Below are 25,502 nucleotides of genomic sequence, written 5' to 3'. Positions count from 1 at the left end.
GGAGAAAGGTGGATCTTCCTTTCAGTGCGCGAAAAAGACCAGATCAGTGGGGACATATTCGGGGACGGCTCTCCTCTTCCCTATCGGTGCCAAGGCTTCTACAAGCCGCTGGGCTTCTGCCAGATAGGATGCATACGGCACCTCACCAATTCCCGTCTGTGGACGCTGAATTCCGAACAGATCCATCGGTGCCTCGTCCTGTGGGTGGGTCCACGCTCCACTCATCCAGTCGAATTCGTAGAGGGGCAGGAAGCGTGCACCATATTCGGCCACGAATTCCACGGCGCTCAGGAGAAAGTCCACTTCCTCATCGCTGGCCCACGGGGCGAGATTCAGCCGGGTCCAGCCGGGTTTGATGCTGTCGATGTTGGAGAGTGCACACTGTGCATAGCGCTCACTGCGTTCCTCGTCGATGTTCAGCAGCACATGGCCGTACGGTCCGGCGCAGGCACAGCCGCCGCGCGCCTGGATACCGAACAGGTCATTGAGCAGGCGGACCACCAGGCGCGGGTGGAGCATAGCGCCATCGGGCGTCTTGACCAGGAACGATAGGAAAGCCAATCGTGGAGCGTCCGGATTGCCCAGCAACTGGACACGGTCATTGCTGGCCAGCCGCTTCAGCGCCCGCGTGAACAGCTCGTGTTCCCGCGCAGTCAGGGTGTCGGTGCCCAGCTCCTCCTTGATCTTGAAGGCCAGTGCGGTGCGGATTTTTCCCAGGATGGCGGGAGTGCCGGCATCTTCGCGGGCCTCGATATCCTCGATGTAGACCTGCTTGGTGCGGCTGACATACCGGACCGTGCCGCCACCCGCCGTGCTGGGCACATTCAGGTGATACAGATGGTCCTGAAAACACAGCAGCCCCGGCGTCCCCGGTCCGCCCACGAACTTGTGCGGGCTGAGGAAGACCGCGTCGTAACCGTCTGCCTTGCCCGGCTTCATATCAATTTTGACGTAAGGGCCGCTGGCCGCGAAGTCGAAGAAGGCATAGGCCCCATGCTGGTGCAGGATCCGCGCCACCGTACGGGTATCGGTCAGCAGGCCGGTAACGTTGCTGGCCGCGCTGAAGGAGCCGATCTTGGGGCGACGGGCGTATTGCGGGGCCTTGAGCGCCGTAACCAGCGCGTCCAGATCCAAATTGCCCCTGTCGCAGAGGGGTAACTCCACCACCTCGGCCAGCGTCTCGCGCCAGCTTATTTCATTGCTGTGGTGTTCATAGGGGCCGACGAATACCACTGGCCGCTCGTGTTCGGGCATGGAGGCGAGCACGGTGGCGCGGTGATCCCCGCCCACGGTCAGGCCCAGAATGTCCTGAATGCGCCGCACCGCCGCCGTACTGCCTGAACCGCAGAACACCAGTTTGCACGTCGCGTCCCCGCCCAGCTGAGCCCGGATGTAATCGGCGGCCTGCTGCGACAGGTGGGTGCTGTGCGCGCCGGTGGCACTGTCCTCGGTGTGGGTATTGGCGTACAGCGGCAATGCAAGCGTCGTGATCCGTTCCTCCACACTCCGCAATGCCCGTCCGGAGGCCACGTAGTCGGCGTAAGTGACCTGGCGCTCTCCAAAGGGCGTGCGAATCACGGCGTCAGTGCCGATCAGGTCGGCCCGGAGAGTGGCGAAGTCCATGCCCGATTGTAAGAGCTGCCATAGCTCAAGGCCAGATGAAGTTAAGCTTGACCTCGTCTCCTTTCCCTCAAACCATGACTCTTCGCCCTCTCTGTCCCGCGATACGGATCACCGTCCATGTCTGGGAAGGCCGTTACACTCGGCGGGATGAGTGGCTGGAATGTGATCGTGATTGGTGGAGGCCACGCTGGCCTGGAGGCGGCGTGGGCCGCCGCCAAATTCTCGCGGGTGGGCCTGCTGGTGGGCAATCCGGCAACGGTAGGTCGGATGCCCTGCAACCCGGCCGTGGGCGGCCCAGGCAAGAGCCAGCTGGTTTTTGAGATCCAGGCGCTGGGTGGCCTGATGGGGCGGCTGGCCGATGACACTGCCATCCACACCCGTGTCCTGAATGCCAGCAAGGGTCCCGCCGTTCAGTCCCTGCGCGTCCAGAACGAGCGTGATGCCTATGCCGAGCGTGCCCAAGCGGTCATCTTCGGCCAACCCGAAATCGAGGTTATCCGTGGCGAGGCCGCTGACTTGGAATTGGACGGACACGGCGGCTGGTTGGTGGTGACCACTGACGGCCGCCGTCTCCCCTGCCGCAGCGTGGTGGTCGCGGCGGGAACGTTTATGCGGGCCGTCACGTGGTACGGGCGGCAATCGCGTGCCGAGGGTAGACAGGGCGAACCGCCCTCGCGTTTCCTGTCTGCGCCATTGGAGCGCGCTGGGCACGTTCTCAAACGCTTCAAGACCGGCACTCCTCCCCGTGTCCGGGCAGACTCGGTGAATTTCGCGGCGCTCCTTGAGATTCCTGCCGATCCTCAGCCCCGTGGATTTACCGGTTCCCCCGGCCCGCGTGCCCAGGAGTCGCCCACTTGGCAGACCTACACAACGCCGCAGACCCACCAGCTGATTCACGAGAACCTGCAGGAATCCCCGATGTTTTCAGGCGACATTGAGGGGCGGGGACCACGCTACTGCCCGAGCATTGAGGACAAGGTCGTTCGCTTCGCCCACCATAACCGCCACCTGCTATTCGTGGAGCCGGACGGTATTCAGACGAGTGAGGTGTACCTGCAAGGCTTCAGCTCCTCGCTGCCGCCGTACCTGCAGGACCAGCTGGTCCGGACGTTGCCTGGCTTCGAGCGGGCGGTAGTGCAGCGGTATGCCTATGCCGTCGAGTACGACGTGGTGGATTCCACTGAACTGACCCTGAACATGGAGTCGCGCCTATTGCCCGGCGTGTTCACCGCTGGTCAGATCAATGGGACCAGCGGTTACGAGGAAGCGGCGGCGCAGGGGCTGGTTGCAGGAACGGCAGCTGCACGCCGGGCGCTTGATCTCAAGACTGAACCGATTGGCCGCGAAACGGGTTATCTCGGTGTGCTGCTGGACGATCTGGTCTTCAAGGGCAGTGACGAACCGTACCGCATGATGACCAGCCGCGTGGAGCACCGTCTGCTGGTTCGTCAGGACAATGCCGATGAACGCCTGACCTCGCTGGGCCACAGGCTAGGACTGGTTCCGGACGCAGAGGTGGCCAGGGTGCAGGCCAAATATGGGCGCATTGGCGATGCGGTGGACTCACTGGCGGCACAACGAAGCAACGGACATACCGGAGATGCATGGCTGCGTCGCCCGGAGTTTTATCTGGCGGATGTGGAGGCTCTGGGCATTCGAGTCCCAACTGAGCTTGACGCTGCCGAACGCGAGGCCGTTGAGATCCGGGTCAAGTATGCAGGCTACATCGAACGGGCCCGTCAACAACTGAGGGCAGAGGCACGAGCCCGTAACACGCAACTGGACGGTGTGGATTATTCGACCGTACCCGCGCTGTCCAACGAAGCCCGTGAAAAGCTGGGCAGAAGTCGCCCTGCCACTCTGGAGCAGGCGGCGCGAATTTCCGGGGTGCGCCACGCAGATATCGGGGCCTTGCTGGTGTATCTGAAGAAATATGGCGTTTCACGGGAAACTTGACGGTGAAACAAGTTGAGTATCGGGCGAGCTTCGGCTCGCTTTTTTGTGCACCCCTCCCGCCCCCTTGACGCCCCCTCTGTTTCACGGGAAACTTGACGGTGAAACAATGGAGGACAGGAGTGAACACATTTGAAGAGGGGCTGCTTTTGGGCATCCTGATTGGCGAGGGGCACTTCGGTGGTGATGGTAAGCAGCCGCAGGTCACGTTACGGATGCATACCCGGCATCAAAAGCTATTTGAGACCCTGCTCAGGCTCTGCCCTGGCTCCAAGCTTTACGGTCCCTATGAGCACGGAGGGCGCAGCTATTTTCAATGGATGGCGCGGGGCGAGGTGTTACGCGAGACGCTGCTGCCACTACTGGACCGTCTGCCCTTCAAGGAGATTGACGAACATGTCTATGAACGGTACACCGATATGAAAGTGAGGTATGGCCTGTGAACCGCGACGGACTGGAATTGCTGAGGCGCGGTGCCGGGATACTTGGCGTGGAAATTGAAGCTCAACTTCCTGCATTCGAACAGCTGTTCACGCTGCTTCAAGAGGGAAATGAGCGGCTTAATCTGACGGCCCTGAGAACCGAGGAGGACATTGTCCTCAAGCATTTCGTGGATTCGCTGACCTGTCTGCGCGGAAGCTACCTAGAGGGGCCGCTCACCGTCATGGATCTGGGAACTGGAGCTGGCTTCCCCACCTTTCCTCTGGCGCTGGTGAAGCCACAGCTGCAGTTCACGCCAGTCGATTCCATCCGCAAGAAGGTCGAGTTTGTGCGTGACACGGCGGTGCAACTTGGCCTGTCTCAGGTCACGCCACTGGTGGGCCGCGCCGAGGCACTTGGACGCAGCGCCGATCACCGGGACCGCTATGACCGGGTGGTGGTGCGGGCTGTGGCATCTTTACCAGTGTTAGCCGAGTTGGCTCTACCCCTGTTGCGTGAGGGTGGGCTGCTTGTGGCCCAGAAGGGGGCCATCACCCCCGAGGAATTAAACGCTGGCCGCCGGGCGGCTGGCGAGGTGGGCGGCAAAGTTCAGGTGGTCGATCCCTTTGAATTGCCTGTCTCAGGGGACGCCCGGACCCTGATCGTCATCGAGAAGCTCAAACCCACGCCGTCCAAGTATCCCAGGCGCGAGGGCGTGCCCAATGCCCAGCCTCTTTTCTGGACTCCACCTCAGAAGCTGGCACGCTAGAGTGGGACCAAAGGTGAGGTTGACTTGATGGAAGATGGGCAGAACAGAGGGCCACAGGAAACGGCGCTGTGTGGCGTGGGGCTCCAGTGAAAGTACTGGGTCTGGTGAACCAGAAGGGTGGGGTGGGGAAGACCACCACCGCCATTAATTTGGCGGCTTACCTGGCAGCAGGGGGGCGGCGGGTGCTGTTGCTGGACATGGACCCCCAGGGCAACGCCACAAGCGGCCTGGGCCAGCGCGGCGCGGAGGGAGGGCTGTACGAGGCCTTGGGAGAGCCGGACCGCGCTGCCGAATACATTCGCCCCACCGATCAGTCTGGGTTGGATATCCTCCCCGCCACCCCCGATCTGGCCGGGGCAGGGGTGGAACTGGCCGATGATCCCGACGCTCTGAGCCGCCTGATGGCTGGCCTGAGCGATTACGACTTGGTGCTGGTGGACGCGCCGCCCTCGCTGGGACCGCTGACTGTGAATGTGCTGGCCGCTGCCGACGCCCTGCTGATTCCCCTGCAGGCCGAGTACTACGCACTGGAAGGTCTGGCCGGACTGATGGAAACGGTGGAGCGGGTGCGGGGCGGCCTCAATCCCCGTCTGCAGGTGCTGGGCGTGGTGCTGACCATGTTCGACGGGCGCACCAATCTGGCGCAGGAAGTCGAGACGATGGTGCGCCAGCACTTTGGTGATCTGGTGTTCTGGTCTGTGATTCCCCGCAACGTGCGGCTTTCCGAGGCGCCCAGCTTCTCCAAACCGATCAACGCCTTCGCGCCCCTGTCGAGCGGCGCTGCAGCCTACAAGCGGCTGGCCGAGGAGGTGATGTCGCGTGTCGAAAAAATCTAGTCTGGGACGGGGGCTCGATGCCCTCCTGGCCCGCCCGGCGGCCGACGCGCCCGCAGCGGACAGCGCTGGTAGCGTGCAGACTCTGAACATCAACCGCATCGTGCAGGCGGGGTATCAGCCGCGTCAGGTCTTCGAGCCGAGTTCGCTGGCCGAGTTGGCCCAGAGTATCCGGGAAAAAGGTGTCATCCAGCCGCTGCTGGTGCGCCCGCGCGGTGAAGCCTTTGAGATCGTGGCCGGAGAGCGCCGCTGGCGGGCCAGTCAGTTGGCGGGCCTAACCGAGCTGCCAGTGATCATCCGTGATCTGGGAGACCGCGAGGCACTGGAAATCGCCATCGTCGAGAACCTGCAGCGCGAGGATCTGGGACCGCTGGAAGAGGCACGGGCCTACCAGGCGTTGCTGGATCAGGGACTGAATCAGGAAGGGGTGGCACAGGCGGTCGGGAAAGGCCGCAGCACGGTGTCCAATGCCTTGCGGCTGCTCACCCTGGGTGAGGGGGCCCTGCGAGCATTGGACGGAGGCCAGATCAGCGCCGGACACGCCCGCGCCATTCTGGCCCAGCCGGATGGGGACCGGGCCTGGGCGCTGGAACAGATCACGTCGCGCGGCCTGAGCGTCCGCGAGGCCGAGGCGCTGCGCCGCGAGGGCAAGGCCCGCCCCAGCGCACCGATCAAGGTCAACCCGCCGCGCACCTACCGCCAGCTGGAACTGGACCTGAGCCGCCGCACAGGCACCCGCGTCCGCATTACCGGCGAGGACAAGGGTAAGGTGGAACTGAATTACTCTACACGCGAGGAGCTGGACCGGCTGCTGAATCTGCTGGGCTTCGAGGCCGAGGAGTAAAATAGAAACATAGGAAAGTGGGAGAGGCGAGCAAGCCTCTCCCACTCTTTTGCTGCTGATCCCCTAGCGCCTAGTGCCGACCAGGAAGATGTTCGGCCAGGGACGATAGCTGCTCTTCAGCGTGTCCTGTTTGAACGCCTTGCCATTTCGTATGAACTTGCGCGTCACTTCAATGACCGCGCCAGGGGCTGCCCAGTCCACCTGCTTGCGCTGTCCAGCGGGCAGTGTCGCGTCGGGAATGAGCCTGTCAGCAGGCGATGGCGTGGAACTGAGGGTCTTCGGCTGGCCAATATCTACCGTAAAATCCCGCGCCTTCCCGAAAACGCTGATGCTCAGGCGGGCTGTCTCGTCGTCCCACTGGGTCTGGAACCACAACGCGCCCCCTGAATCGTTGGCGAACTTGAGGTCCAGGCTGGGCTGGTAGATGGTGGCGTCCAGTCCCTGCGGATCGTAGTAGTGCACCTGATACGAGTGGTTCTGCCGCTGGGCGATGGGAAGACCGGCCCCGTACAGCGTGCGGAAGAGGGTGGTGCTGACCTGACAGATGCCACCGCCGACGCCGCTCGCCGTGCGGTCCCCGGCAATGACCAGCCCCGTGACATACCCGTTGCGGGCCGTTACCGGGCCGATAAACTCATTGAAGGAAAAGACCTTGCCCTCAAACAGACGGTCACTGAAATTCTTTGCGCCCACATGGATGTTGGTCACGCGGGCGTCGCTGCTGCCGTAATAATTGGTCACGCCAGTGCCCAGATGCGCGGTAATTCCTCTGGAGAGGAAGTAGTCGAGGGTACGCTTGGGGGGGGTCTGGCCACTGACGACGACCTTGGCCTTCACGCCCTTGGAATCCTTGATGGCAGTCAACAGGTTGGCGCGGGTGGCGTCCATATCGATTTTGAGGGCGTTGCGCTGCACGACAGCCCAGCCGTCCCACAACTCCTCGAAACGGGCGTCCTGGGCCTTGCCGGACAGGCTCTTGACGAAGGTCTTGAGATCGGCTTCCAGGCTGGCCGTCACAGTTCCGCTCTGCCGGATCAGGGCCATGCGTGGGCCGGGGATGGTCAGGGTACGGGTCAGGGGTACCGTGGTCTTCTTGCCGTTGACCAGCGCTGGAACGGTGGTTTCCACGTTGATCAACAAGGGTGCTTTAAAAGCGGGTGGCGCCTTGACCGGAGGGACAGCCACTGGCGCCGCTGCTGGCGCTGTGGGAGTGGGCTCCGCGGGAGCAGGGTTTACAGGAGCGGGGACTGGGACTGGGGTCGGCTCCGGTGTAGGTTGCGGTTCCGGCGTGGGCTCAGGCTCGGGCGCCGGGGACGGGACGGGCTGGGAAGGCAGCGGCAAGGCCGGGATAGGGGCAACGCTCTGGCCCAGGGCAGACGTCAGCAGCACGGCACCCAGGCCCAGGGACCAGTGGAGTTTCAACCTCATGTCCGGCAGTATTTCACGCGCCTGTGCCCTGTCCGTGAGCGAGCATTAGCGGGCCTGCAGTTCGCCGTGTCCCGCCAGCTGCCGCTTGATCTCGGCCACGGCATGATCCGCGTGGTGACGTCCGTTCTCGATAAAGACCTGATTGGTCTTACCTGCGAAACCCGCACTGCCCACCACGAACAGCCCCGGCACGCTGCTCTGATAGTGCTCGTCCAGCACCAGGCAGGCGTCGGGCTGCTGCGCAAGATTCAGCGTGTCTAGGAAAGAGAGGTCCGGGCGGTATCCGGTCAGCGCGAAGGTGAAGTGGGTGGGCAACTCGAAGGTCTCGCCGTCCTGACCTTCCACCTGCACGGTCTCCTGGCCGATGGCGATCACCCGCGAGTTGAAATACGCATCGATGCTCCCTTCCTTGATGCGGTTCTCCAGATCGGGACGCACCCAGTACTTGATGGTGCTCTTCAGTTCCGGCGCACGGACGACCATCGTGACTTTCGCGCCGCCGCGCCACAGATCCAGCGCCGCGTCGGCGGCCGAGTTGCCCGCACCGATCACGGTCACGTTCAACCCCATGAACGGGTGGGCCTCGGTGTAGTAGTGGCTGACGTTGGGACCGTCCTCGCCGGGAATGCCCAGATGCAGCGGATTGTCGTAGTAGCCGGTGGCCACCACTACGCGCCGCGCCTCTATGACATCCGGCGTGCCGTCACGCCGCTCGATGGCCAGCGTAAAGCCTGCCGGTGCGGCGTGAACTGCCGTCACCGTGGTGTACTGCTCGACGTTCAGGGCCTCGCGCTGCGTTACCAGTCGGTAATACATCAGCGCGTCGCGGCGGTCTGGCTTGTCGTGCCCCGTCACCATCGGGTGGTTGCCGATTTCCAGCTCGGGCGCGGTCGTGAAGAAAGACATGTAGGTGGGGTACTCGAAGATGGCGTTGACCACACACCCCTTTTCCAGAACCACATAGCTCAGCCCCGCGCGTTTACAGGCGATGGCAGCGGCCAACCCTACCGGGCCAGCACCGACGATGGCGACATCGAAGAGGTCAGAGGAAGGCGCAAGGTTCATCCGGCTATTGTGTCAGTCCCGGCCATGGGGAACCGTGAGATTTATAGACGGTTGAGGCGAGAAAGGGAGCGGCGGCCTCTTTAAAAGAGCTCCCAGGAAACGGACCGGGCCGCTTCCCTGAGAGCTCTCCTTTCCAGAATCGCGTGGCTGTTATTTGTATTTGCCTACTTCTTGCTCAGCTCCCGCCACAAGGTGCCGGTAAACCCGAAGGAACGCATGGGGTTGTAGGTGGCTGCCGAGGCCCCCTGAAGGTTACTGCGAACGGGCCGGATGTTGGTCTCGGCGGGCAGCACGATGAACGGGCTTTCCTGGTAGGCCCGGTCAGCCACCTGTTTGTAAAGTCTGGCGCGGGTGGGGGCATCCACGGTGGCGCGGGCCTGCTGCAACCAGCGGTCCACGTCCGCGTCCTTCCAGTTGTTGGTGGGGTAGAAGAAGCCGTCGGAGCTGTAAAAGGTGTACAGGAAGTTGTCGGGATCGGCGTAATCCGCACTCCAGCCCATCGGCAGCATGACTTCCAGGCCGTCTTGCATCTTCTTGGACTGCTCGGACCACGGCTCCTCAATGATATTGATGCGGAACCTGGGGTTCAGGGCCTCCACGTTGCGCTTGAGCAGTTCCAGCGCTACCTGTCCCGCGATGTGCCCGGTGCGGTAATTGGCGTTGATGACAAAGCCGTTCTTCCAAATCTCGCCGCCCCGGGCTGCCTTGAACAGTGCCTGGGCCTGCGCCGGATCATAGCCGTAGGTTTTGGTGGTCTTTGAATAGCCGGGGAAGGTGTCGGGCAGCAGCATGGTGCGCTTGACCGCCTTGCCACGTTGCACGTCGCGCATGTACTGGTCGTAGTCGAACGCGTAGGCGAAGGCCCGGCGCACACTTGGGTCCGCGAAGAAGTCGGCGGGAATGCCCTTGCCGTCCAGTTTGCCGCTGCCCAGTGCCGAGGCACTCTTGATGTTGTTGTTCATGAACAGCGCTTGCGCCCCGGCGCTGGGCAAGTTGTCCAGCACGGTCACGCCGGGCTTGCCCTTGAGCTGCGCCTCCACGTTGGCGCGCGTACCAGCCTCGATCAGATCGGCGTCGCCGCGCAGAAAAGCCTGCTGACGCACGGCCAGTTCACCCACCTTCTGCATGATCACGTTGCTGATCGCCGGTTTGCCGCCCCAGTACCCCGGAAAGGCTCTCAGCAGAATGTTATCGGCGTCGCGGCGCAGCAGCTGGTAGGCTCCGGTGCCGCTGGGCTGGGCACTGAGCTTGCTGGCCGATACGTCCTTGCCCACCCAGTCGCGCCAGGTGGCCTCCTGGCCATTCCACTCGCCCAGCTTGGCGGCCCACTTGCTGTCCAGGATCCCTTGACCGGCGAACGCCAGCTTCGCCATGAAGGCCGGGTCCGGCTTGGGGAGTTTGAAGACCAGCTGCCCCTGCGCGTTGCAGCTCACGGCCCCGGCGATGCGGGCCCAGGTGATGGTCTTGTCGGTCTGGGCATTGTCACGCGTGCCCAGCAGGGCGTCGCTGATGAACCAGTTGGCCGATTCAGCGCCGTTGGTGACCAGATTGCGGCGATAGGTGTACTGGACGTCGGCGCAGGTCATGGGGTTGCCGCTGTGAAACTTGACGCCCTTACGCAGGCTGACCGTCAGGGTCTTGCCGCCGTCCGTATAGGTCGGTAGAGCCGAGGCCAGTAGCGGCGTCATCTGAGTCAGGCTGGCGCCCTTGTACGTCCACAGCGTCTCGTACATATTTTCCAGAACTTGGAGGCTGAAAGTGTCGTAGGCGGCTGTGGGATCCAGCGTGGTGACCGTGGCAGCCTGCTGAATGACCAAAGTGTCTCTGGGGGTGGCGGCCAGGGCGGCGGAACACAACAGGGCACAGCTCAGGGGCAGAATTCGGTTCATGGCAGACCTCGGGGCGATAGTGGAGGGGCGACGGCAGGAATTTTTGTGACAGTTCCCACTATGCCTGTCCTGGTGGCGTGGGGCAAGCGGGAAGATACCCCGGAGACCTTCCTCCCCGAACAGCCAACCCTGGCCACAGCGCCACGGGGTTCGGCGAAGTCCAGAGGAACAGGATCTGCGCGCGGCAATCTGACCGTGGAACGAGAACAACAGGTACCCCTATCGTGAAAACCCCCACCCGACAGGCGGGGTGGGGGCTGGAGCAGGGGAGGGCGCTCAGGGCAGGCGGTAGTTCAGGCCGATGCGGGCGGTGCCGCCGAAGCCGATGTTGGTGGTGTTTGCCCCGCTGCCGACACGGACGTAGGGACCAACATTGCCTTCAACGAAAACGCTCAGGGGATCAGAGATGTTGTACCGCAGGCCCAGGTTGGCGTGCGGGTAGACGCTCAGGCCCAGGTTGGCGCCCAGACCCGCGCCAGCACCCAGGCCGACGCCGTAGTACGGGGTGAACCCGCCCAGCGAACCGACGCCCGCAAAGTCAGCCAGGTAATCTACACTCGCGTTCACGGACAGCGCCTTAAAGTTGAAGTTGACCGCGTCCAGGTTCAGCCCGTAACGAATGGCTGAGGTGGTGGTCAGATCATTCTGGTAATGCACGCTCAGGCCCGAACCGACAGACCCACCAATGTAATTTGCGGCGGAGGCTGAGGAGACGGCAGTCAGTGCCAGGATGGTCAGGGTGACTTTCTTCATGAGCCCACCATAGCCAGATCACCACTTCCCTGAAAGGTCACGGGCTTCACATAAACAAACAGAGACCTTTATGGCTCACTTACCTTGTAGGGGTCGCTGCGGCGGGCAGCTTCAGGTCGCAACCATCGTGGTTGTTGCAAGCCGCTCCAGCGCCCGCCCGATCTCGTCCCGCGACTTGCAGAAGGCCACCCGCAGCAAGCCTTCGGGGGCTGGATGCTGCGAGTAGAACGCCTCGCCAGGAATCACCGCGACGCCGCGCTCCACCAGTTCCTCGGCCCGCCACCTGGGGTAGATGGCGGTCAGGAAATAGGTGCCCTGCGGCATGAAGACGGTAGCTCCCAGTCCGCTCAGCCCTCCGGCCAGCAAGTCCTGCCGGGCACGGTATTCGGCCCTCAAGCCCTCGTAGAACCCTTCTGCGCGGGCCACCGGCAGGGCCGCCGCCACCGCCACCTGCAGGGGGGTGGGTGAGCAGAACGAACCTTGCTGACGCACCCCAGCGACGTTGGCGGCCACACCTGCACCGGCACCGTACGGATCGGCGCCCGCCGGCGGGCACGCGATCCAGCCCACGCGCCAGCCGGTGGCCTCCAGCCGCTTGCCCGCGCTGCCCACCGTGAACGTGCGTTCTGGGGCCAGTTCCCGTACCGCAATGGGCTTCTCGCCAAAATACAGCTCGTCGTACACCTCGTCGCTGATGATCCACAGGTCATGTTGGCGGGCCAGCGCCACAATGGCGTTCAGCTCCTCTCGTGAGAACACAGTGCCGGTTGGGTTGTACGGACTGTTGAGCAGGAGCGCCCGTGTGTGCGGGGTCACGGCGGCCCTCAACGCGTTTAGGTCCAGTGACCAGCCGTGGGTCTCGTCCAGGGTCATGGGCACGGTGACGGGCGTGGCCCCAGCCAGCCGCGCCTGAGGAATGTACACGTCAAAGACGGGCTCCAGCATCAGCACCTCGTCGCCGGGACCGTACAGTGACAGGGCCAGCACGTTCAATGCCTCGGTGGCACCGCACGTCACGATCACGTCCGCGCCGTCCACCCCCAGGTCCGCGCCGATGGCGTCGCGCAGCGTGGGCAGTCCGGCGGGAGGACTGTATTGGTCCAGCGTCCCCACCGCCCGCCGCGCCGCCTCCAGCAAGAAGGCCGGGGGGGCATCGGCAGGAAAGCCCTGCCCCAGGTTGACGGCCCCGTACTGCGCGGCCAGACGGCTCATGCGGGCGAAGACGCTCTCCTGGGAGGCGCGGGCGCGGGGCAATAGGAGGGGCATGGTTCAGTCTGCGCCCCGGCGGGGTGGAGGAGAGGCGGCAGAGTCAGACAGGGCCGGCCTGGAAGACGGACAGCACTTTTGCCGCCCCCAGTTCTCACTGCGCTTTTCCTCCAACTGTGCAAGGATGCGCCCCGTGAGTGGCACCCTGCTTCCCGGTTCAGTTCCCCTGCCCGCCGCTCCCCGGATGCTGAGCCTGGGGCTGGTGCTGGTGGTCCTGATCGTGGCCTTCGAATCGATGGCGGTCAGTACCGTGCTGCCCAGGGTCGCCGAGCAGCTGAGCGGCCTGGCCCTGTATGGCTGGGCTTCCAGCGCTTTTTTGCTGTCCAGCCTGTTCGGGGCAGTGTTGGGCGGGGTGCTGGCGGACCGGCGTGGGCTGGCCTTTGGCGCGGTGCTGGCGCTGCTGCTGTTTGCTGCCGGGTTGCTGGTGGGCGCGGCAGCCCCCACCATGCTGGTGTTCGTGCTGGCCCGTCTGCTTCAGGGCCTGGGCGCCGGCGGGCTGGCCGCGCTGCCGTGGGCGGTGATCAGCACCCGCTACCCCCCGCAGGCCCGCGCCAGGATGCTGGCCGCCATTTCCAGCGCTTGGCTGCTGCCCGCCCTGATCGGCCCGCTGATTGCCAGCGTGATGGCCGACACCTGGTCCTGGCGTGTGGTGTTCTGGGGCCTGGTGCCGTTGCTGGCGATCAGCGCGCCGCTGTGTGTCCTGCCACTGCGTGTGCGGGTGCGTCAGCCGAGCGAGGGAAAGGCAGCGAGAGGAGGCCGCCTCATGCTGTGGGCCGCGCTGGCGCTGTCCGTCTCAGCAGGGGCGCTGGTGGAGGGCCTGCGCCGCGCCGATGCGCTGGGGTTGGGGCTGGGCGCAGCGGGATTGATCGGCGTGGCTCTCAGCACCCGCGCGTTGTTCCCGACAGGCATGTGGCGCTTTGCCGGCGCTCTGCCCAGCGCCCTGATGGTCCGGGGGCTGGCGGCCTTTGCCCTGATGGGCACCAGTTCCTTTCTCCCGTTGGCCCTCAACGAGTTGCGCGGCCTGAGCCTGACCGGGGCGGGGATCATTCTGTCGCTGGGCGGCGTGAGTTGGACCCTGGGCTCGTGGATCCAGGCCCGGATCGAGGACGCACGCGGCGAGGCTTCCCGCCCCCTGCGCATCCGTGTTGGAATGGGCGGTGCGGCTGCCGGGGTGGCTCTGACCGCCCTGGGAGTCCTGGGGTTCCTGCCGCTGTGGGTGATCTACCCCAGCTGGGTGCTGGCGTGTCTGGGCATGGGCGTCGGTTACACCAGCACGTCGCTGTTCGCCATGTCCAGCGCCCGCCCGGAGGAGGCAGGGCAGCTGTCCGGGCAACTGGCGAACATCGAGTCGCTGATGGTGGCGCTGGCCGCAGGCATCGGCGGCGCCTTGATCGCCCGCGTGCGCCCGCTGGACGGGGCCTTCACGCTGGCCTTCGCGATCACGCTGCTGGGGGCCATGATAGCGCTGGCGGCGGTGGGCCGGCTGCGGCGCCCCTAAAGTCTGAACGGACGTCGGGCGAGACACCCCGTAGAAACCAGTCCCGCTCCCGACTAACCCAGCATCAGCGCGTGAAGTTCTTCCATCAGCGCCTCGCCCTCGTCGGTGGTGCGGGCGACCACGAAGATGGTGTCCTCGCCGGCAATGGTGCCCACGATGTCGTCACGGCGCAGGCGGTCCATCAGCAACGCCACGCCAGAGGCGTGCCCCTCGGCCGTGCGGACCACCAGGACGTTCTCGCCCCGGTCCACGTCCTGCACGAAGTTCTGGAACAAGCGGGCCAGCTCGCCCTGCACGTCGCCGTGGCCGCCCGACCTCGACAGGGCGTAGCGGTGGCGGCCCTTGCCCACCGGCACGCGCACCAGCCGCAGCTCGTTGATGTCGCGGCTGACGGTGGCCTGCGTCACCAGAACGTCCTCGCGCCGCAAGAATTCCACCAGCTCACCCTGCGTGGAGACGCTCTCGCGGGCGATGATGTCCTGAATGCGCTTCTGACGCTGTTCCTTGCTGAGCTTGCCTGGCACGCCGGACACTCTATGCAGTGGGGATGAATAATGCAATCAGGGGTGGGCGGGGCTGGAGGAGGGCGTCGCCCCTGACGCCTCGCGGACCCGCAAGGCCTCGTCCAGCAACTGCCGGGCCACCTCGCGCTTGCTGGTGCGCGGCCAGTCTTCATGCGTCCCGTCGGCGCGGACCAGGGTGACCTGGTTGTCGTCACCGCCGAACGCTGTGCCCTCCTGAGTGGGGTAGTTCAGCAGGATGAAATCGGCGTTCTTGCGCGCGGCCTTGACGGCGGCCCGCTCCACGCCCGCGTGCGTTTCCATCGCAAAGCCCACCAGCACCCGACTGCCCTTGCTGCTCCCCAGCTCGGCCAGAATATCGGGATTGGGCGTCAGCTGGATGCTCACGTCGCCCGCCACCTTGGCCTGCTTCTCGTGTTGCTGCTCGGCGGCGCGGTAGTCGGCCACGGCGGCGGTCATGACCACGATATCGGCGTCCTGCGCGGCCTGAATCACGGCGTCGCGCAGCTCTAGGGCGGACTCGACCCTGACCACCTCCATTCCGGACGGCCCCGGCAGATTCACAGGCCCCGTGACCAGCGTGACCTGCGCGCCCCGGTCCCGCGCGTCCTCGGCCACCGCGAAGCCCATCTTGCCGCTGCTGGGATTGCTGATAAAGCGCACCGGGTCCAGGTACTCGCGTGTTGGTCCGGCGGACACCACCACCTTCAGCCCGGCCAGATCATGTGGCGTGGGGGGGCGCAGCACTTCCATCACGGCGGCAGCGATCTCCTCCGGCTCGGCCATGCGCCCGAGGCCTGTCCCCTCACCGTGCGTGCCGAACGCGCCCACCTCTGGCCCCAGAAACTGGTGGCCCCACTCCCGCAGCCGCTTCACGTTGGCCTGCACCGCCAGATTTCGCCACATGGCCGCGTTCATGGCCGGCGCCCACAGCACCGGTCCCGGGACGCTCAGGAGCGTCGCCAGTGCCAGGTCGCCCGCATGCCCGTGCGCCGCCCCTGCCAGCAGTTCGGCGGAGGCGCCCACGATCACGGCGGCGTCGGCCTTCGCCATGCTCAGATGCAGGGCGTCAGGGCGGGGAGTGAACCACGCCTCGTCGGTCCCCACCGGGCCGTCGGCAGCGGTGGACAGGCTCAGCTCGGTCACAAAGGCCAGGGCGGCGCGGGTGGCGATCACGTTGACCCGTGCGCCGCGCTCACGGAGCCGCCGCAGCACAGAGGGTGCTTTGATGGCCGCCATGCTGCCGCCCACGATCACCAGCACCGTCTTCTGACCTCCTGCCGCCGTCTGTGCCATCACCCCCGGAGTTTAGCGGGCCGCCGCCCAGGAAAGTGGCCTGCCGGTCTACCCCAGCCCTGGCAGCAGCGCCACCACCGCTGCGATGGTCAGCACGGACCCCAGTGTGGTGACCAGCACCACGCCCGCTACCGTCTCCGAGTCGCCGCCGTATTCCTGCGCGATCAAGAGCGCGTTGACAGCGGTGGGCATGCTGGCCGACAGGATCAGCACCGCCAGCGACTCGGACCGCAGGCCCACGGCAGAGCCCACGCCCAGCGCAATCAGCGGCCCGCCGATCAGCCGCGCTGCGCCGGCCAGCCACACACGGCGGTGCAGCGGCGGCCAGCCTCCTGCGCCCAGTTGCAGGCCCAGGGACAGCAGCACCAGGGGCAGGGTGGCCTCGGCCAGCAGCGAGACCCCCCGGGTCACCCCCTGCGGCAGCGGCACGTTCAGCTCCCGCAGCGCCACAGCGATCAATGCCACCCACACGGTGGGGAGCCGGAAGACCGATCTGAAGATTTCAGCCACGCCGTGCCGCCCGCCCGCCCGGGAGGCCGAGCCGTAGATGGCCGGCCCGACTATGTACATGGCGATGATGGACACCAGGAAAACGACGGTCGCCCGGTCAAAGCCGCTTTGTCCGAACACGAACAGCGCAATAGGCAGCCCCATATTGCCGCTGTTCCAGATGCCCGACGCGGCGCTCAGGCTGCGGCGTTCGGCGCCCGGGCGACCCAGGCCCGTCAGCCAGCCCAGGCCCAGCGACAGGCCCATCACCAACAGGAAGGCCAGCCCCAGTTGCCCGGCCTCGGCGACCTTGACAGGGGTCCTCAGAATCACGTCCAGTACCAGTGCCGGAATCAGCAGGTACATGGTGAGGCGCGAGACCGTCACCTGATCGATCCGCATGCGCGAGGCCAGCAGCGCCCCCAGTCCGGCGACAATCATCACGGGCAGCAGCACGTTGCTCAGGGCCTGGAACATCAGGGGGCATCCTGGCACATCTGGTGGGCGGGAGGACGCGCAGGCCACGCTGACGGAGGCAGATGAAAAAGCCCCTCCACGGAGGAGAGGGGCCGCCAGACGCTGCCGCGCTAGGCTGGATCAGCTGTGAACATCGCCCGGTTCCGGCGCGTGGCTCGCCGAGGTCGCCAGCGAGGACGGGTGCGGCGTGTTGTTGCCCACGATATTGAACAGGATATTCAGGATGATCGCGGCCAGCGCGGCGGAAGTGATGCCGCTGTCCAGGAAGAGCTGGGCCTGTTCGGGTAGTTTCTCGTACAGGGTGGGCACGGTGGAGGGAATCACGCCCAGCGCCACGCTGACGGCCACGATGATCAGGTTGCGGGTGTCGTTCATGTTGACCTTGGACAGCGTCTGCACCCCGGCGGCGGCCACCGTGCCGAACAACACCAGCCCAGCGCCGCCCAGCACGGGCAGCGGAATAGCCGAGACCACCGCGCTCAGCTTGGGCAGAAAGCCTAGAAGCATTAGGATCACGCCGGCCACGGCCACCACGAAGCGGCTCTTGATTCCGGTAAAGCGCACCAGGCCGACGTTCTGGGCAAAGGCGGTGAAAGGAAAGGCGCAGAAGACGCCGCCAAGCGCGGTGGAGAGGCCGTCGGCGCGCAGGCCCCTGGCCACGTCGCCCGCATCCACGTCCTTCTCGGTGACCTCACCAATCGCCAGCAGATCGGCGGTGGTTTCTACCATGACCACCAGCATCACCAGCAGCATGGACAGCACCGGAACGAGGCTGAAGGTGGGCGTGCCGAAATGGAAGGGTGCGGTGAAGCCGAACCACTGGGCGCTCGCCACTTTGGAGAAGTCGGCCAGACCGAGCGCGGCGGCCACGATGGTACCGATGACCAGCCCCAGCAGGACGGCCACCCGGCTCAGGAAGCCCCGCCCAAAGCGCGTGAGCAGCAGCACGATCACCAGGGTCAGCGTGGCCAGGCCCAGGTTGGCCGGATCACCGAAGTTGGGGGTGCCGGGTACGCCGCCGCCAGCCCATTTGATCGCCACGGGCATCAGCGAGACCCCGATCATCAGGATCACGGTTCCGGCCACCACTGGCGGAAAGAAGCGCAACAGTCTGGAAAAATACGGCGCGAGCAGCACGGTCAGTACGCCCCCGGCGATCACCGCCCCAAAAATGCCCGGCAGCCCGTAGGCCTTGCCAATGGCGATCATGGTGGCCACCGAGGCGAAGGTGGTGCCCTGTACGATGGGCAGCCTGGCCCCGAAACCGGGGAACCCGATGGTCTGGATCAGCGTGGCGACGCCGCACATGAAAAAGCTTGCGCCGATGATGCGGACCACGGTCTCGCTGTCCAGGCCCAGCGCCGTCGCCAGCACCAGCGGCACAGCCACGATGCCGGCATACATGCTCAGGACGTGCTGCAGGCCGAAGGCGATCATATTCTGCGGGGGTAGAACCTCGTCGACGGGGTGGACGGCGTTCGGGTTACGGGCTGTCGTCATGTTTCCTCCGGAGCTGACCGTGTGGGTCAGTGCAGATTGCGTTGATGCGTCTAGAAGTGGCCCGTTGCGTGTGCTGCCCAGGCTTTCCCCGTGCTTCCTATCCCACCTACCGCTCCTCCGGCTTTACTTAGCTGTCTAATTTCCGCAGAGTGTAAAAGATTTTCAAAACTCTGTCAACATTTTTCAGTTGTGTTGATTAAGAGGAAAAATTGTCTAAAGGACGGAATTGGGCAGGAGTAGGTTCTCAACCTGAGCTCAAATAATTCCTTGAGCAGTTCAGAGTTGAGAGGACGTCTCCCAGACTGTTGAAGATGTGGTGCATGGCATTAGCTGTTGGGGTGCGCGTGATGCCTTCAGGAGGCTCGGTGGGCGCAATAACTCGGAGATTGGAGTGGTCTGATGTGTCCTTTGGATATCCCCGTTGCTGCCCGACATGGCAATCGCTCGCCTGACGCCTGCCCCTGCTACCCTCGGCGCATGCGTCTGCAAGCCCTGGCCGCCGCCCTCAATCTTTCCCTGACCGATCTGCCAGATCCACAGGTGCGCGGCGTCACGCACAACGCTGACTGGGCCGGACCCGGCGACGTGTTTGTGGCGATTCGTGGAGCACGCTTCGACGGCCACAATTTTCTTCAGGAGGTGCAGCGGGCGGGCGCGGTGGCGGTGCTGGGCGAGGGGCTGCCGGACGGTCTGGTTTCGCCGTTGCCGTACCTGCGCGTACCGGATGCCCGAGCGGCGCTGGCGGACGCGGCAGCAGCGCTGGCAGACCACCCCAGCCGGGCATTGCGGGTGGTGGGCGTCACCGGGACCGACGGCAAGACCACCACCGCGTGGTTGACCCGCCATCTGCTGCGGGCGGCTGGCCTGAAAACAGGACTTCTCAGCACGGTGGGCTACGAGTTGCCGGACGGCCAACTGCGACATTTTCCGGCTCACTTCACCACCCCGGAGGCCCCACAGGTCCAGCGCACCCTGCGCGAGCTGGTCACGGCGGGCGCGGACGCGGCAGTGCTGGAGGCCAGCAGTCACGCCCTGGCGCTGGACCGGGTGCGCGGTGTGGACTGGGCTGTGGCGGTCTGGACTCACCTGAGCCGCGAACATCTGGATTTCCACGGCACCGTGGAGAACTACTTCACCGAGAAACGCAAGCTGGTGGAACGCGCCCGTCACGCCGTCCTGAATGCAGACGATCCGTGGACGGTACGACTGACCGGTCTGGCCGGGGGTGAAACGACGTACAGCGCCGAGGGTGAGCAGGCCGACTGGAGCGCGTCTGAAGTCGAGGAGGGGGTCAACGGTCTGACGTTCCGGGTGACCTCGCCGCTGGGTGAATTCCGGGCCAATCTTCCCATGATCGGACGCTTCAACGTGGCGAACGCGCTGGCCGGCATGGCGGCGGCGGCGCAGCTCGGCGCGACGGCTGAACAACTGATCGCGGGGCTGGCCTCCTTCCGGGGGGTGCCAGGCCGCATGGAACTGCTGGCCGCCGGAGAGGATCTGCCCCGCGTGATCGTGGATTTCGCGCACACGCCGCCCAGCCTGGAAAAAGCGTTGGCAACGTTGCGGACCACCACGCCGGGCCGTCTCTGGGTGCTCATCGGTTCGGCGGGTGGGCCGCGCGATCCGGGAAAGCGCGCGCCGCTGGGCGAGGTGGCCTCCCGGCTGGCCGATCACGCCGTCTTCACCGAGGAAGACTGCCGCGACACCCCCCTGGACGACATCCTGCGCGAGATGGAACGCGGGGCGCGGGAGGGGGGACAGGGGACGTTCACCACCATCCCAGACCGGGCAGAGGCCATCGCCTGGATCATCGGGCAGGCGCGATCAGGCGACACCGTGCTGCTGGCGGGCAAGGGACCGGAGGACACACTGGAACGCGCGCACGAAACCCTCCCCTGGGACGAGGTGGCGGTGGCGCGGGCCGCTCTCGCCGCTTGGTCCACGCCTGCCGGACAGTAAGGACTGAGCCCACTCAACTGCTGGCCCACGCCGAGGTCAAGCCCAGGGCAGCGCACCCGTACCGTGGTGCGGAACTGGGCGTGTCTGGTGGCTGAAGACGAGGCTTTTAGTGATGGGGGTGACTGGTTCCACTCTCCCTGAATCAGAACAGCCTTCCCGCTCTACAGCTTGTCCCCCACATGGATGGCCGCGATGCCAAAGGTCAGCAGGCGGTAACGGGTGCGGAAGCCTGTGGCCTGCATCAGGTCGGCCAAGCGTTCGGGGGGCGGAAAGGCCAGCACGCTCTCGGGCAGGTAGGTGTATGCCCCCGCGTTGCCGCTGATCAGGCCGCCGATGCGGGGCAGGACATGCTGGAAGTAGAAGCGGAAAAGAGACCCGAACAGCCCGGCGCGGGGCGGTGGAAACTCCAGGATCACAGCCCGCCCGCCGGGGGCCAGCACCCTCCAGAACTCCGACAGCCCACGCGCGTAGTCGGCGAAGTTGCGGAACCCAAAAGCGCAGGTCACGCTGTCGAAACTGCCGTCCGGGTAGGGCAGGTTCAGCGCATCTCCTTCTTCCAGGACGATCTCGAGATGCCGTGAGGCCGCCTTGGCTCGCCCGATTGCCAGCATCTGCGGCACAAAATCGCTGCCCACCACCTCCGAGTCCGGCGAACGGCGTTTCAGTTCCAGCGCGAAATCTGCCGTCCCAGTCGCCACATCCAGGACCCGCGTGGGGGCAAAGGCAAGGGCTTCGCGCGCCGCCTCCCGCCGCCAGCCTCGGTCCACCCCCAGACTCAGGACGCGGTTGAGCAGATCGTAACGAGGAGCAATGTCGGCGAACATGGCCTGCACGTCGCTGCCCTTGTCCTGTTTGTCACCCACGGAGGGCTTTTTCGGTGCGGCGGTCATGGGGCCGATGATAGCTGGGCCGGCCTGAGAGGGAGCGGAAGGATCAATTCAGTTTCAGGAGTCCCGCTGACGTGGGCTGGAAGCCGCACAACCTATAGAAGGTCTGTAACTGTGGCTCATAATCGACATGGAGCCAGTGGATCCCCTCCGCTTTTGCTGCCTGCGTAGCCGCCCTGACGAGACTGCTCCCTATTCCGCGTCGCCCCCAATCTGGATGAACCGTGGTGTCCAGCAAAAAGGCATGCACACCACCGTCCCAGGCGACGTTGACGAAGCCCACCAGCGTTTCGCCGTTGAAGGCGGTGACCCAGGTCAGGCTGCGTCCGAGCACGGGCGGCCATCCGTGCCCGTCATCCCGCCCGCCCCACGCGGCCTCACGAAGTTCTCCCAGCGCCGCCAGCTGTGGCCACTCGCGCACGCGGTAGTCGATCAGACGCCTGCCACTTTCAGCTTGCGCCCCACCTTCTCGTAGGCCGACAGGGCCTGATCCAGATCGTCACGGGTATGCTCCGCAGTCACGATGTTGCGGATGCGGGCGCTGCCGCGGGGCACCGTGGGAAAGCCCAGGCCCACGGCGAAGATGCCTTCCTCGAACAGCAGTCGGCTGGCTTCGAAGGCGGCCTCGGCCTCGCCGAACAGGACCGGGGTAATGGGGGTGACGCTGCCCATGGTATCGAAGCCCAGCTTGCCCAGTTCGGCCTTGAAGTAGTGCGTGTTGTCCCACAGCCGCCGCATCAGCGAGGGATCGCGCTGCACTTCCTCGATGGCCGCCACCAGACCGCCCACCACGGCCGGGGGCTGCGCGGTGGAGAAGAGGTAGGGCCTCGCACGGTTGATCAGCAGTTCGCGCAGATCAGCGTGTCCGGCAGCGTAGCCGCCCACGCCTCCCCAGGCCTTGCTGAGAGTACCCACCTGAATCACGTCGTCAGCATGCTCGAAGCCGAAGTGATGCACTGTGCCGCGTCCGGCCTCGCCCATCACGCCGCTGCCGTGGGCATCGTCGACATACGTGATCGCGCCGTATTTGCGGGCCACCTCAATCAGCTTGTCCAGTGGGGCCAGATCGCCGTCCATGCTGAACACGCCGTCGGTCACCACCAATTTCAGACCGTCCGTGTCATTTTCTTTCAGGATGCGTTCCAGATCGGCGGCGTCCGAGTGCTTGTAGACCTTCTTGGTGGCCTTGGTCAGCCGCAACCCGTCAATGATGCTGGCGTGGTTCAGTTCATCGCTGACCACCAGATCGCCTTCCTTGAGAAGCGCGCCCAGCACCCCCTGGTTGGTGGTAAAACCGCTGTGCAGCACCAGTGCGCTGCCGGTGTGCTTGAACGCGGCCAACTGTTCTTCCAGTTCCTCGTGGATCCGCAGTGTCCCGGCAATAGTCCGCACGGCCCCGGCCCCCACTCCCCACTCACGCAGGTAGGCGGCGGCCCTTTCCTTGAGGCGGGGATGATCGGCGAAGCCCAGATAGTTGTTGCTCGCCAAGTTCACCACCTCGCGCCCGTCCACCCGCATCCGGGCGCGGTTGGCTCCGTCCAACACCCGTGGTCTGATCAGCAGTCCGCTGTTCCTCAAGCCCGAAAGTTCGGCACTCAGGCGTTCTGATAAAGAGGTTGACATGCCATGAGTCTAGGGGCGAGGGCAGCGTGCCGTCCGTGAGCTGAGGACGGGTAGATCGGAGGTCTCCGTCGCAGCATCAGGTGGGCCTGTGGAGAGAGGATCATGCGTGCCAAACGACGAAACAACTCGAATAGGAGTTCAGTTTCAATCTTCTTATATGTGTATCGGATGAGTATAAATATCTTAATGCAAACGCTGACAAAATTCTGTCAGAGTCTCGAGAGGGATCTACAGTCAAAGTGGCGTATGACCTTCCTGATGATTGCGCTGTTGCCCGCCGCCATCGCGCTCTGCCTGCTGGTGGCGCTGGCCGTCTCGGTTGTGATCAGGACTGTGAAGGGTGAGCGTTGGCATGTGCCGACGGAAGAGATGGGTCCTGTGGTTCCAAGCAGCAACCTGCAAGTAAACCTCTGGATCAATGACGGTTTGACGGGCGGCATTGTCCGGGAGTCGGTGGCGTAAACCCAACAGGGACTGAGAAGTCTCAACAAGGCCCGAACCTCTGGGCGCAGTTGGCCGGCCATTGTGGCATGACTTGCCAGGTCTGTCGAGCCTGTTGAAGGCTGAACTCCTGGCGGCGCCTGATCGCAGGGTTGCGCTGAACTCGACTTTAAATACGGTAGCCACGACGCTGCCGTATTTTCTTGTGGCTTATCGATACTGCTGCATATCGCCGTCTCGGGCTAGAAGTGCGCGTCAGGTCAGTCAGTGAACACAGAACCTGAGGTCAATGAATTTGCTCCTTGCAAACCCATGAAGGGCGATTGGACCATTCCAAGTGCTCTTTCCAAGTAGCAGGCAGACTATCCCTACTTCTCCCTCTGCCGCGACGCTGAACTTCCTGTCGCAAGACGGCGGATTCGCACATCAGTCCTCTGTGGTTCATTGCCACAGGTGAAGCGACTGACCCGTGTCCTGATTCTGTCGATGCTCGTTTCACGACTCCCTGTCCTCAGGCCGTGGGGGGCCTTGGGGTGGAGAGCCTTTGTTATGGGGATTTAGCTGCAGATAATCCTGTAAATGAAGAACTGCGGGCCAGTAGATGAGAGAACTTGATCCTTCTCCAGAGCAGTGAAGGAATGCATTTTGGAAAACGAGGAGGCGGGGCTGAATATCAGGGAAAACCGTGGTGGACTCCCAAAGCGTGTTACGCGTCACCACATGTCGAAGCGAAAGAAAGAGGAACCTAGACAAGAAACATTGGCACCATGAGCGACATGAGAATCGTTATGTGGGAGAGCTCTGCAGATAGCTCTAATAAGATTTAGTTAAGGTGACTGTGCAAGCACCAAGGCGCGCTCTGGCAACAGAACAAGACAGCTTCTGTCTCCAACTGGCCACCGCCTCCGCCCGACGCGATCGTTGAAGGCCACGCTTTCAGGTTTGAAGCACGACCTAAATCGATCCAGTCATCCCAGTTTCATTTCAAGAGGAAACCCACATGCCCCAATCCCAACGCTCCGCTTTCTCCCTGACCGCTCTCGCACTGACCCTGACCCTGGCCGCCTGCTCCCAGCAGCCCGCTGCGCCTCAGCCCCAGGTGGATCAGCAGCCGCAGGCAGATGAACGGGATGGTAGCCAGTTCGTCTACGACGGCACGGACCACTCGTGGGTTTCTGATGACAATGGTTTGACTGATCTGGATTCCACGGCAACGGAATTGCAGGCGCAGGCCCTCAGGTCCGGCAACAACCTGCTGAGCAACGAGCCGTGGACGGCCGCCACGAGTGGCTGGGGTCCTGCCGAACGGAATATGAGTAACGGCGAGAAAGGCTCCAAGGACGGAAGCAAGCTGAGCATCAATGGGAAGAAGTACGACAGCGGGTTTGGCATCCACGCCAACTCGTCGATGACCTTCAACCTGAACGGTCAGTGCAGCCGCTTTATCAGCGATGTCGGCCTCGACGATGAGGTGGGCAGCCGTGGCAGCGTCATCTTTCAGGTTTACGCCGACGGCACCAAGCTCTTCGACAGCGGCAAAATGACCGGGGCGGATAAAGCGAAGACCGTCAATGTAAGTGTTGCTGGTCGCAAGGAACTCAAGCTGGTGGTCACCGACGCCGGCGACAACATCGACTACGACCACGCCGACTGGGGCGGAGCCATGCTCACCGACTGCAAAACCTCCGGCACGCCTGCCCCGACGCCCACGCCTCCCTCCAATCCATCCCCGGCCCCTGCTACCAACGTGAAGTACAGCGGTCCGCTGGTAATCACCAAGGGTGGCACTTACCGTGGCAACTGGCAGAGCCTGGACCCTAAGGTGCCGGCGGTCTATGTCAAGACCAGCGAGCCGGTCATCATCGAAGGCTCGAACCTGCGCGGCCGTGGCGAACTGATCCGCGGCTGGTTCATGAACCTGACGGTGCGCAACTCCAACGGCTACGGCATGAATCCCAATGTCTACGG

At 64.2% G+C, this 25,502-nt stretch carries 22 protein-coding genes; 9 read left to right on the top strand and 13 right to left on the bottom strand.

Translation table 11 applies throughout. The features are described from left to right. Nucleotides 1-21: 21 nt before the first annotated feature. Entirely contained in the window at nucleotides 22-1,623 is a 1,602-nt protein-coding gene (locus HNQ08_RS22500) for an aminotransferase class V-fold PLP-dependent enzyme (protein WP_184137107.1), read from the bottom strand. Nucleotides 1,624-1,770: 147 nt separating this feature from the next. Between HNQ08_RS22500 and mnmG the strand changes: the two genes are divergently transcribed. The 5 genes from mnmG (at nucleotide 1,771) to parB (ending at nucleotide 6,442) form a co-directional block, all read left to right on the top strand. Beyond that, nucleotides 1,771-3,579: a tRNA uridine-5-carboxymethylaminomethyl(34) synthesis enzyme MnmG gene (gene mnmG, locus HNQ08_RS22495; RefSeq protein WP_184137105.1), complete on the top strand. Its 1,809-nt coding sequence runs from the start codon at nucleotides 1,771-1,773 to the stop codon at nucleotides 3,577-3,579. Between the two features lie 119 nt (nucleotides 3,580-3,698). Next, nucleotides 3,699-4,019: a hypothetical protein gene (locus tag HNQ08_RS22490; protein WP_184137103.1), complete on the top strand. Its 321-nt coding sequence runs from the start codon at nucleotides 3,699-3,701 to the stop codon at nucleotides 4,017-4,019. Further along, nucleotides 4,016-4,765 carry a 16S rRNA (guanine(527)-N(7))-methyltransferase RsmG gene (gene rsmG, locus HNQ08_RS22485; protein WP_184137101.1) on the top strand — a complete coding sequence of 250 codons (750 nt, stop codon included), beginning with the start codon at nucleotides 4,016-4,018 and terminating at the stop codon, nucleotides 4,763-4,765. Before HNQ08_RS22490 ends, rsmG begins: the two co-directional genes overlap by 4 nt. Nucleotides 4,766-4,851: 86 nt before the next feature. Next, nucleotides 4,852-5,601, top strand: a complete 750-nt coding sequence (locus HNQ08_RS22480) for an AAA family ATPase (RefSeq protein ID WP_184137099.1) — start codon at nucleotides 4,852-4,854, stop codon at nucleotides 5,599-5,601. Next, on the top strand, nucleotides 5,585-6,442 hold the full coding sequence (gene parB, locus HNQ08_RS22475) for a ParB/RepB/Spo0J family partition protein ParB (protein WP_184137097.1): 858 nt from the start codon (nucleotides 5,585-5,587) through the stop codon (nucleotides 6,440-6,442). The genes HNQ08_RS22480 and parB overlap by 17 nt, the downstream gene beginning before the upstream one ends. 63 nt (nucleotides 6,443-6,505) lie before the next feature. On the opposite strand, the gene HNQ08_RS22470 is transcribed toward parB, so the two are convergent. From HNQ08_RS22470 to HNQ08_RS22450, 5 genes are all read right to left on the bottom strand, one after another. Next, nucleotides 6,506-7,570, bottom strand: a complete 1,065-nt coding sequence (locus tag HNQ08_RS22470; protein WP_342355718.1) for a VanW family protein — start codon at nucleotides 7,568-7,570, stop codon at nucleotides 6,506-6,508. 345 nt (nucleotides 7,571-7,915) lie between these two features. Next, a complete protein-coding gene (locus HNQ08_RS22465) occupies nucleotides 7,916-8,935 on the bottom strand; it encodes a YpdA family putative bacillithiol disulfide reductase (protein ID WP_184137092.1) in 1,020 nt (339 codons plus the stop codon). Nucleotides 8,936-9,099: 164 nt separating this feature from the next. Beyond that, nucleotides 9,100-10,824 (bottom strand): ABC transporter substrate-binding protein, encoded by a 1,725-nt coding sequence (locus HNQ08_RS22460; RefSeq protein ID WP_184137090.1) that lies wholly within the window; start codon nucleotides 10,822-10,824, stop codon nucleotides 9,100-9,102. A gap of 276 nt (nucleotides 10,825-11,100) precedes the next feature. After that, nucleotides 11,101-11,577, bottom strand: coding sequence for a hypothetical protein (locus tag HNQ08_RS22455; protein WP_184137088.1), 477 nt, complete (start codon nucleotides 11,575-11,577; stop codon nucleotides 11,101-11,103). A 111-nt stretch (nucleotides 11,578-11,688) separates the two neighbouring features. Beyond that, entirely contained in the window at nucleotides 11,689-12,843 is a 1,155-nt protein-coding gene (locus HNQ08_RS22450; RefSeq protein WP_184137086.1) for a pyridoxal phosphate-dependent aminotransferase, read from the bottom strand. A gap of 133 nt (nucleotides 12,844-12,976) precedes the next feature. Here HNQ08_RS22450 and HNQ08_RS22445 point away from each other — a divergent pair, with 133 nt between their 5' ends. Further along, a complete protein-coding gene (locus HNQ08_RS22445; RefSeq protein ID WP_229790184.1) occupies nucleotides 12,977-14,341 on the top strand; it encodes an MFS transporter in 1,365 nt (454 codons plus the stop codon). Between the two features lie 53 nt (nucleotides 14,342-14,394). Here the strand turns inward: HNQ08_RS22445 and argR are convergent, their stop codons facing one another. The 4 genes from argR to HNQ08_RS22425 all read right to left on the bottom strand — a co-directional run bounded on the left by argR (nucleotide 14,395) and on the right by HNQ08_RS22425 (nucleotide 18,624). Further along, nucleotides 14,395-14,865, bottom strand: coding sequence for an arginine repressor (argR, locus tag HNQ08_RS22440; RefSeq protein ID WP_184137082.1), 471 nt, complete (start codon nucleotides 14,863-14,865; stop codon nucleotides 14,395-14,397). Nucleotides 14,866-14,901: 36 nt separating this feature from the next. After that, nucleotides 14,902-16,158, bottom strand: a complete 1,257-nt coding sequence (gene coaBC / locus HNQ08_RS22435; protein WP_184137237.1) for a bifunctional phosphopantothenoylcysteine decarboxylase/phosphopantothenate--cysteine ligase CoaBC — start codon at nucleotides 16,156-16,158, stop codon at nucleotides 14,902-14,904. Nucleotides 16,159-16,206: 48 nt separating this feature from the next. Then, on the bottom strand, nucleotides 16,207-17,124 hold the full coding sequence (locus HNQ08_RS22430; RefSeq protein ID WP_184137080.1) for an AEC family transporter: 918 nt from the start codon (nucleotides 17,122-17,124) through the stop codon (nucleotides 16,207-16,209). Between the two features lie 120 nt (nucleotides 17,125-17,244). Further along, nucleotides 17,245-18,624, bottom strand: coding sequence for a nucleobase:cation symporter-2 family protein (locus HNQ08_RS22425; protein ID WP_184137078.1), 1,380 nt, complete (start codon nucleotides 18,622-18,624; stop codon nucleotides 17,245-17,247). 477 nt (nucleotides 18,625-19,101) lie between these two features. Here HNQ08_RS22425 and HNQ08_RS22420 point away from each other — a divergent pair, with 477 nt between their 5' ends. Further along, nucleotides 19,102-20,583, top strand: coding sequence for a UDP-N-acetylmuramoyl-L-alanyl-D-glutamate--2,6-diaminopimelate ligase (locus HNQ08_RS22420; protein WP_184137076.1), 1,482 nt, complete (start codon nucleotides 19,102-19,104; stop codon nucleotides 20,581-20,583). A gap of 161 nt (nucleotides 20,584-20,744) precedes the next feature. On the opposite strand, the gene ubiE is transcribed toward HNQ08_RS22420, so the two are convergent. The 3 genes from ubiE to HNQ08_RS22405 are packed head-to-tail and all read right to left on the bottom strand — an operon-like array spanning nucleotide 20,745 to nucleotide 23,093. Next, on the bottom strand, nucleotides 20,745-21,473 hold the full coding sequence (gene ubiE, locus HNQ08_RS22415; RefSeq protein WP_184137074.1) for a bifunctional demethylmenaquinone methyltransferase/2-methoxy-6-polyprenyl-1,4-benzoquinol methylase UbiE: 729 nt from the start codon (nucleotides 21,471-21,473) through the stop codon (nucleotides 20,745-20,747). 43 nt (nucleotides 21,474-21,516) lie between these two features. Beyond that, the gene (locus HNQ08_RS22410) at nucleotides 21,517-21,891 is read right to left on the bottom strand and encodes a GNAT family N-acetyltransferase (RefSeq protein WP_229790185.1); all 375 of its coding nucleotides are present in this window, start codon (nucleotides 21,889-21,891) and stop codon (nucleotides 21,517-21,519) included. A gap of 11 nt (nucleotides 21,892-21,902) precedes the next feature. After that, nucleotides 21,903-23,093: a glycine C-acetyltransferase gene (locus HNQ08_RS22405; protein ID WP_184137072.1), complete on the bottom strand. Its 1,191-nt coding sequence runs from the start codon at nucleotides 23,091-23,093 to the stop codon at nucleotides 21,903-21,905. A gap of 246 nt (nucleotides 23,094-23,339) precedes the next feature. Here HNQ08_RS22405 and HNQ08_RS22400 point away from each other — a divergent pair, with 246 nt between their 5' ends. Both HNQ08_RS22400 and HNQ08_RS22395 read left to right on the top strand, forming a co-directional pair. Continuing rightward, complete coding sequence (locus tag HNQ08_RS22400; RefSeq protein ID WP_184137070.1) at nucleotides 23,340-23,555, top strand: hypothetical protein; 216 nt, start codon at nucleotides 23,340-23,342, stop codon at nucleotides 23,553-23,555. Nucleotides 23,556-24,534: 979 nt separating this feature from the next. After that, nucleotides 24,535-25,502: NPCBM/NEW2 domain-containing protein (locus HNQ08_RS22395; protein ID WP_184137068.1), on the top strand; the 968-nt coding region annotated here is incomplete at its 3' end.

The sequence above is a fragment of the Deinococcus humi genome, from assembly GCF_014201875.1.
GTDB lineage: Bacteria > Deinococcota > Deinococci > Deinococcales > Deinococcaceae > Deinococcus > Deinococcus humi.
The sequence above is the reverse complement of the archived record's forward strand: the minus strand, read 5'-3'. Positions and strand labels throughout refer to the sequence as shown.

Excerpts from the sequence above, each read along its gene's own strand:
- HNQ08_RS22500 (WP_184137107.1), bottom strand. The coding sequence starts at position 1,623 with ATGGACTTCGCCACTCTCCGGGCCGACCTGATCGGCACTGACGCCGTG.
- mnmG (WP_184137105.1), top strand. The coding sequence starts at position 1,771 with ATGAGTGGCTGGAATGTGATCGTGATTGGTGGAGGCCACGCTGGCCTG.
- HNQ08_RS22465 (WP_184137092.1), bottom strand. The coding sequence starts at position 8,935 with ATGAACCTTGCGCCTTCCTCTGACCTCTTCGATGTCGCCATCGTCGGT.
- HNQ08_RS22460 (WP_184137090.1), bottom strand. The coding sequence starts at position 10,824 with ATGAACCGAATTCTGCCCCTGAGCTGTGCCCTGTTGTGTTCCGCCGCC.
- HNQ08_RS22455 (WP_184137088.1), bottom strand. The coding sequence starts at position 11,577 with ATGAAGAAAGTCACCCTGACCATCCTGGCACTGACTGCCGTCTCCTCA.
- HNQ08_RS22450 (WP_184137086.1), bottom strand. The coding sequence starts at position 12,843 with ATGCCCCTCCTATTGCCCCGCGCCCGCGCCTCCCAGGAGAGCGTCTTC.
- coaBC (WP_184137237.1), bottom strand. The coding sequence starts at position 16,158 with ATGGCACAGACGGCGGCAGGAGGTCAGAAGACGGTGCTGGTGATCGTG.
- HNQ08_RS22430 (WP_184137080.1), bottom strand. The coding sequence starts at position 17,124 with ATGTTCCAGGCCCTGAGCAACGTGCTGCTGCCCGTGATGATTGTCGCC.
- HNQ08_RS22425 (WP_184137078.1), bottom strand. The coding sequence starts at position 18,624 with ATGACGACAGCCCGTAACCCGAACGCCGTCCACCCCGTCGACGAGGTT.
- HNQ08_RS22420 (WP_184137076.1), top strand. The coding sequence starts at position 19,102 with ATGCGTCTGCAAGCCCTGGCCGCCGCCCTCAATCTTTCCCTGACCGAT.
- ubiE (WP_184137074.1), bottom strand. The coding sequence starts at position 21,473 with ATGACCGCCGCACCGAAAAAGCCCTCCGTGGGTGACAAACAGGACAAG.
- HNQ08_RS22405 (WP_184137072.1), bottom strand. The coding sequence starts at position 23,093 with ATGTCAACCTCTTTATCAGAACGCCTGAGTGCCGAACTTTCGGGCTTG.
- HNQ08_RS22400 (WP_184137070.1), top strand. The coding sequence starts at position 23,340 with ATGACCTTCCTGATGATTGCGCTGTTGCCCGCCGCCATCGCGCTCTGC.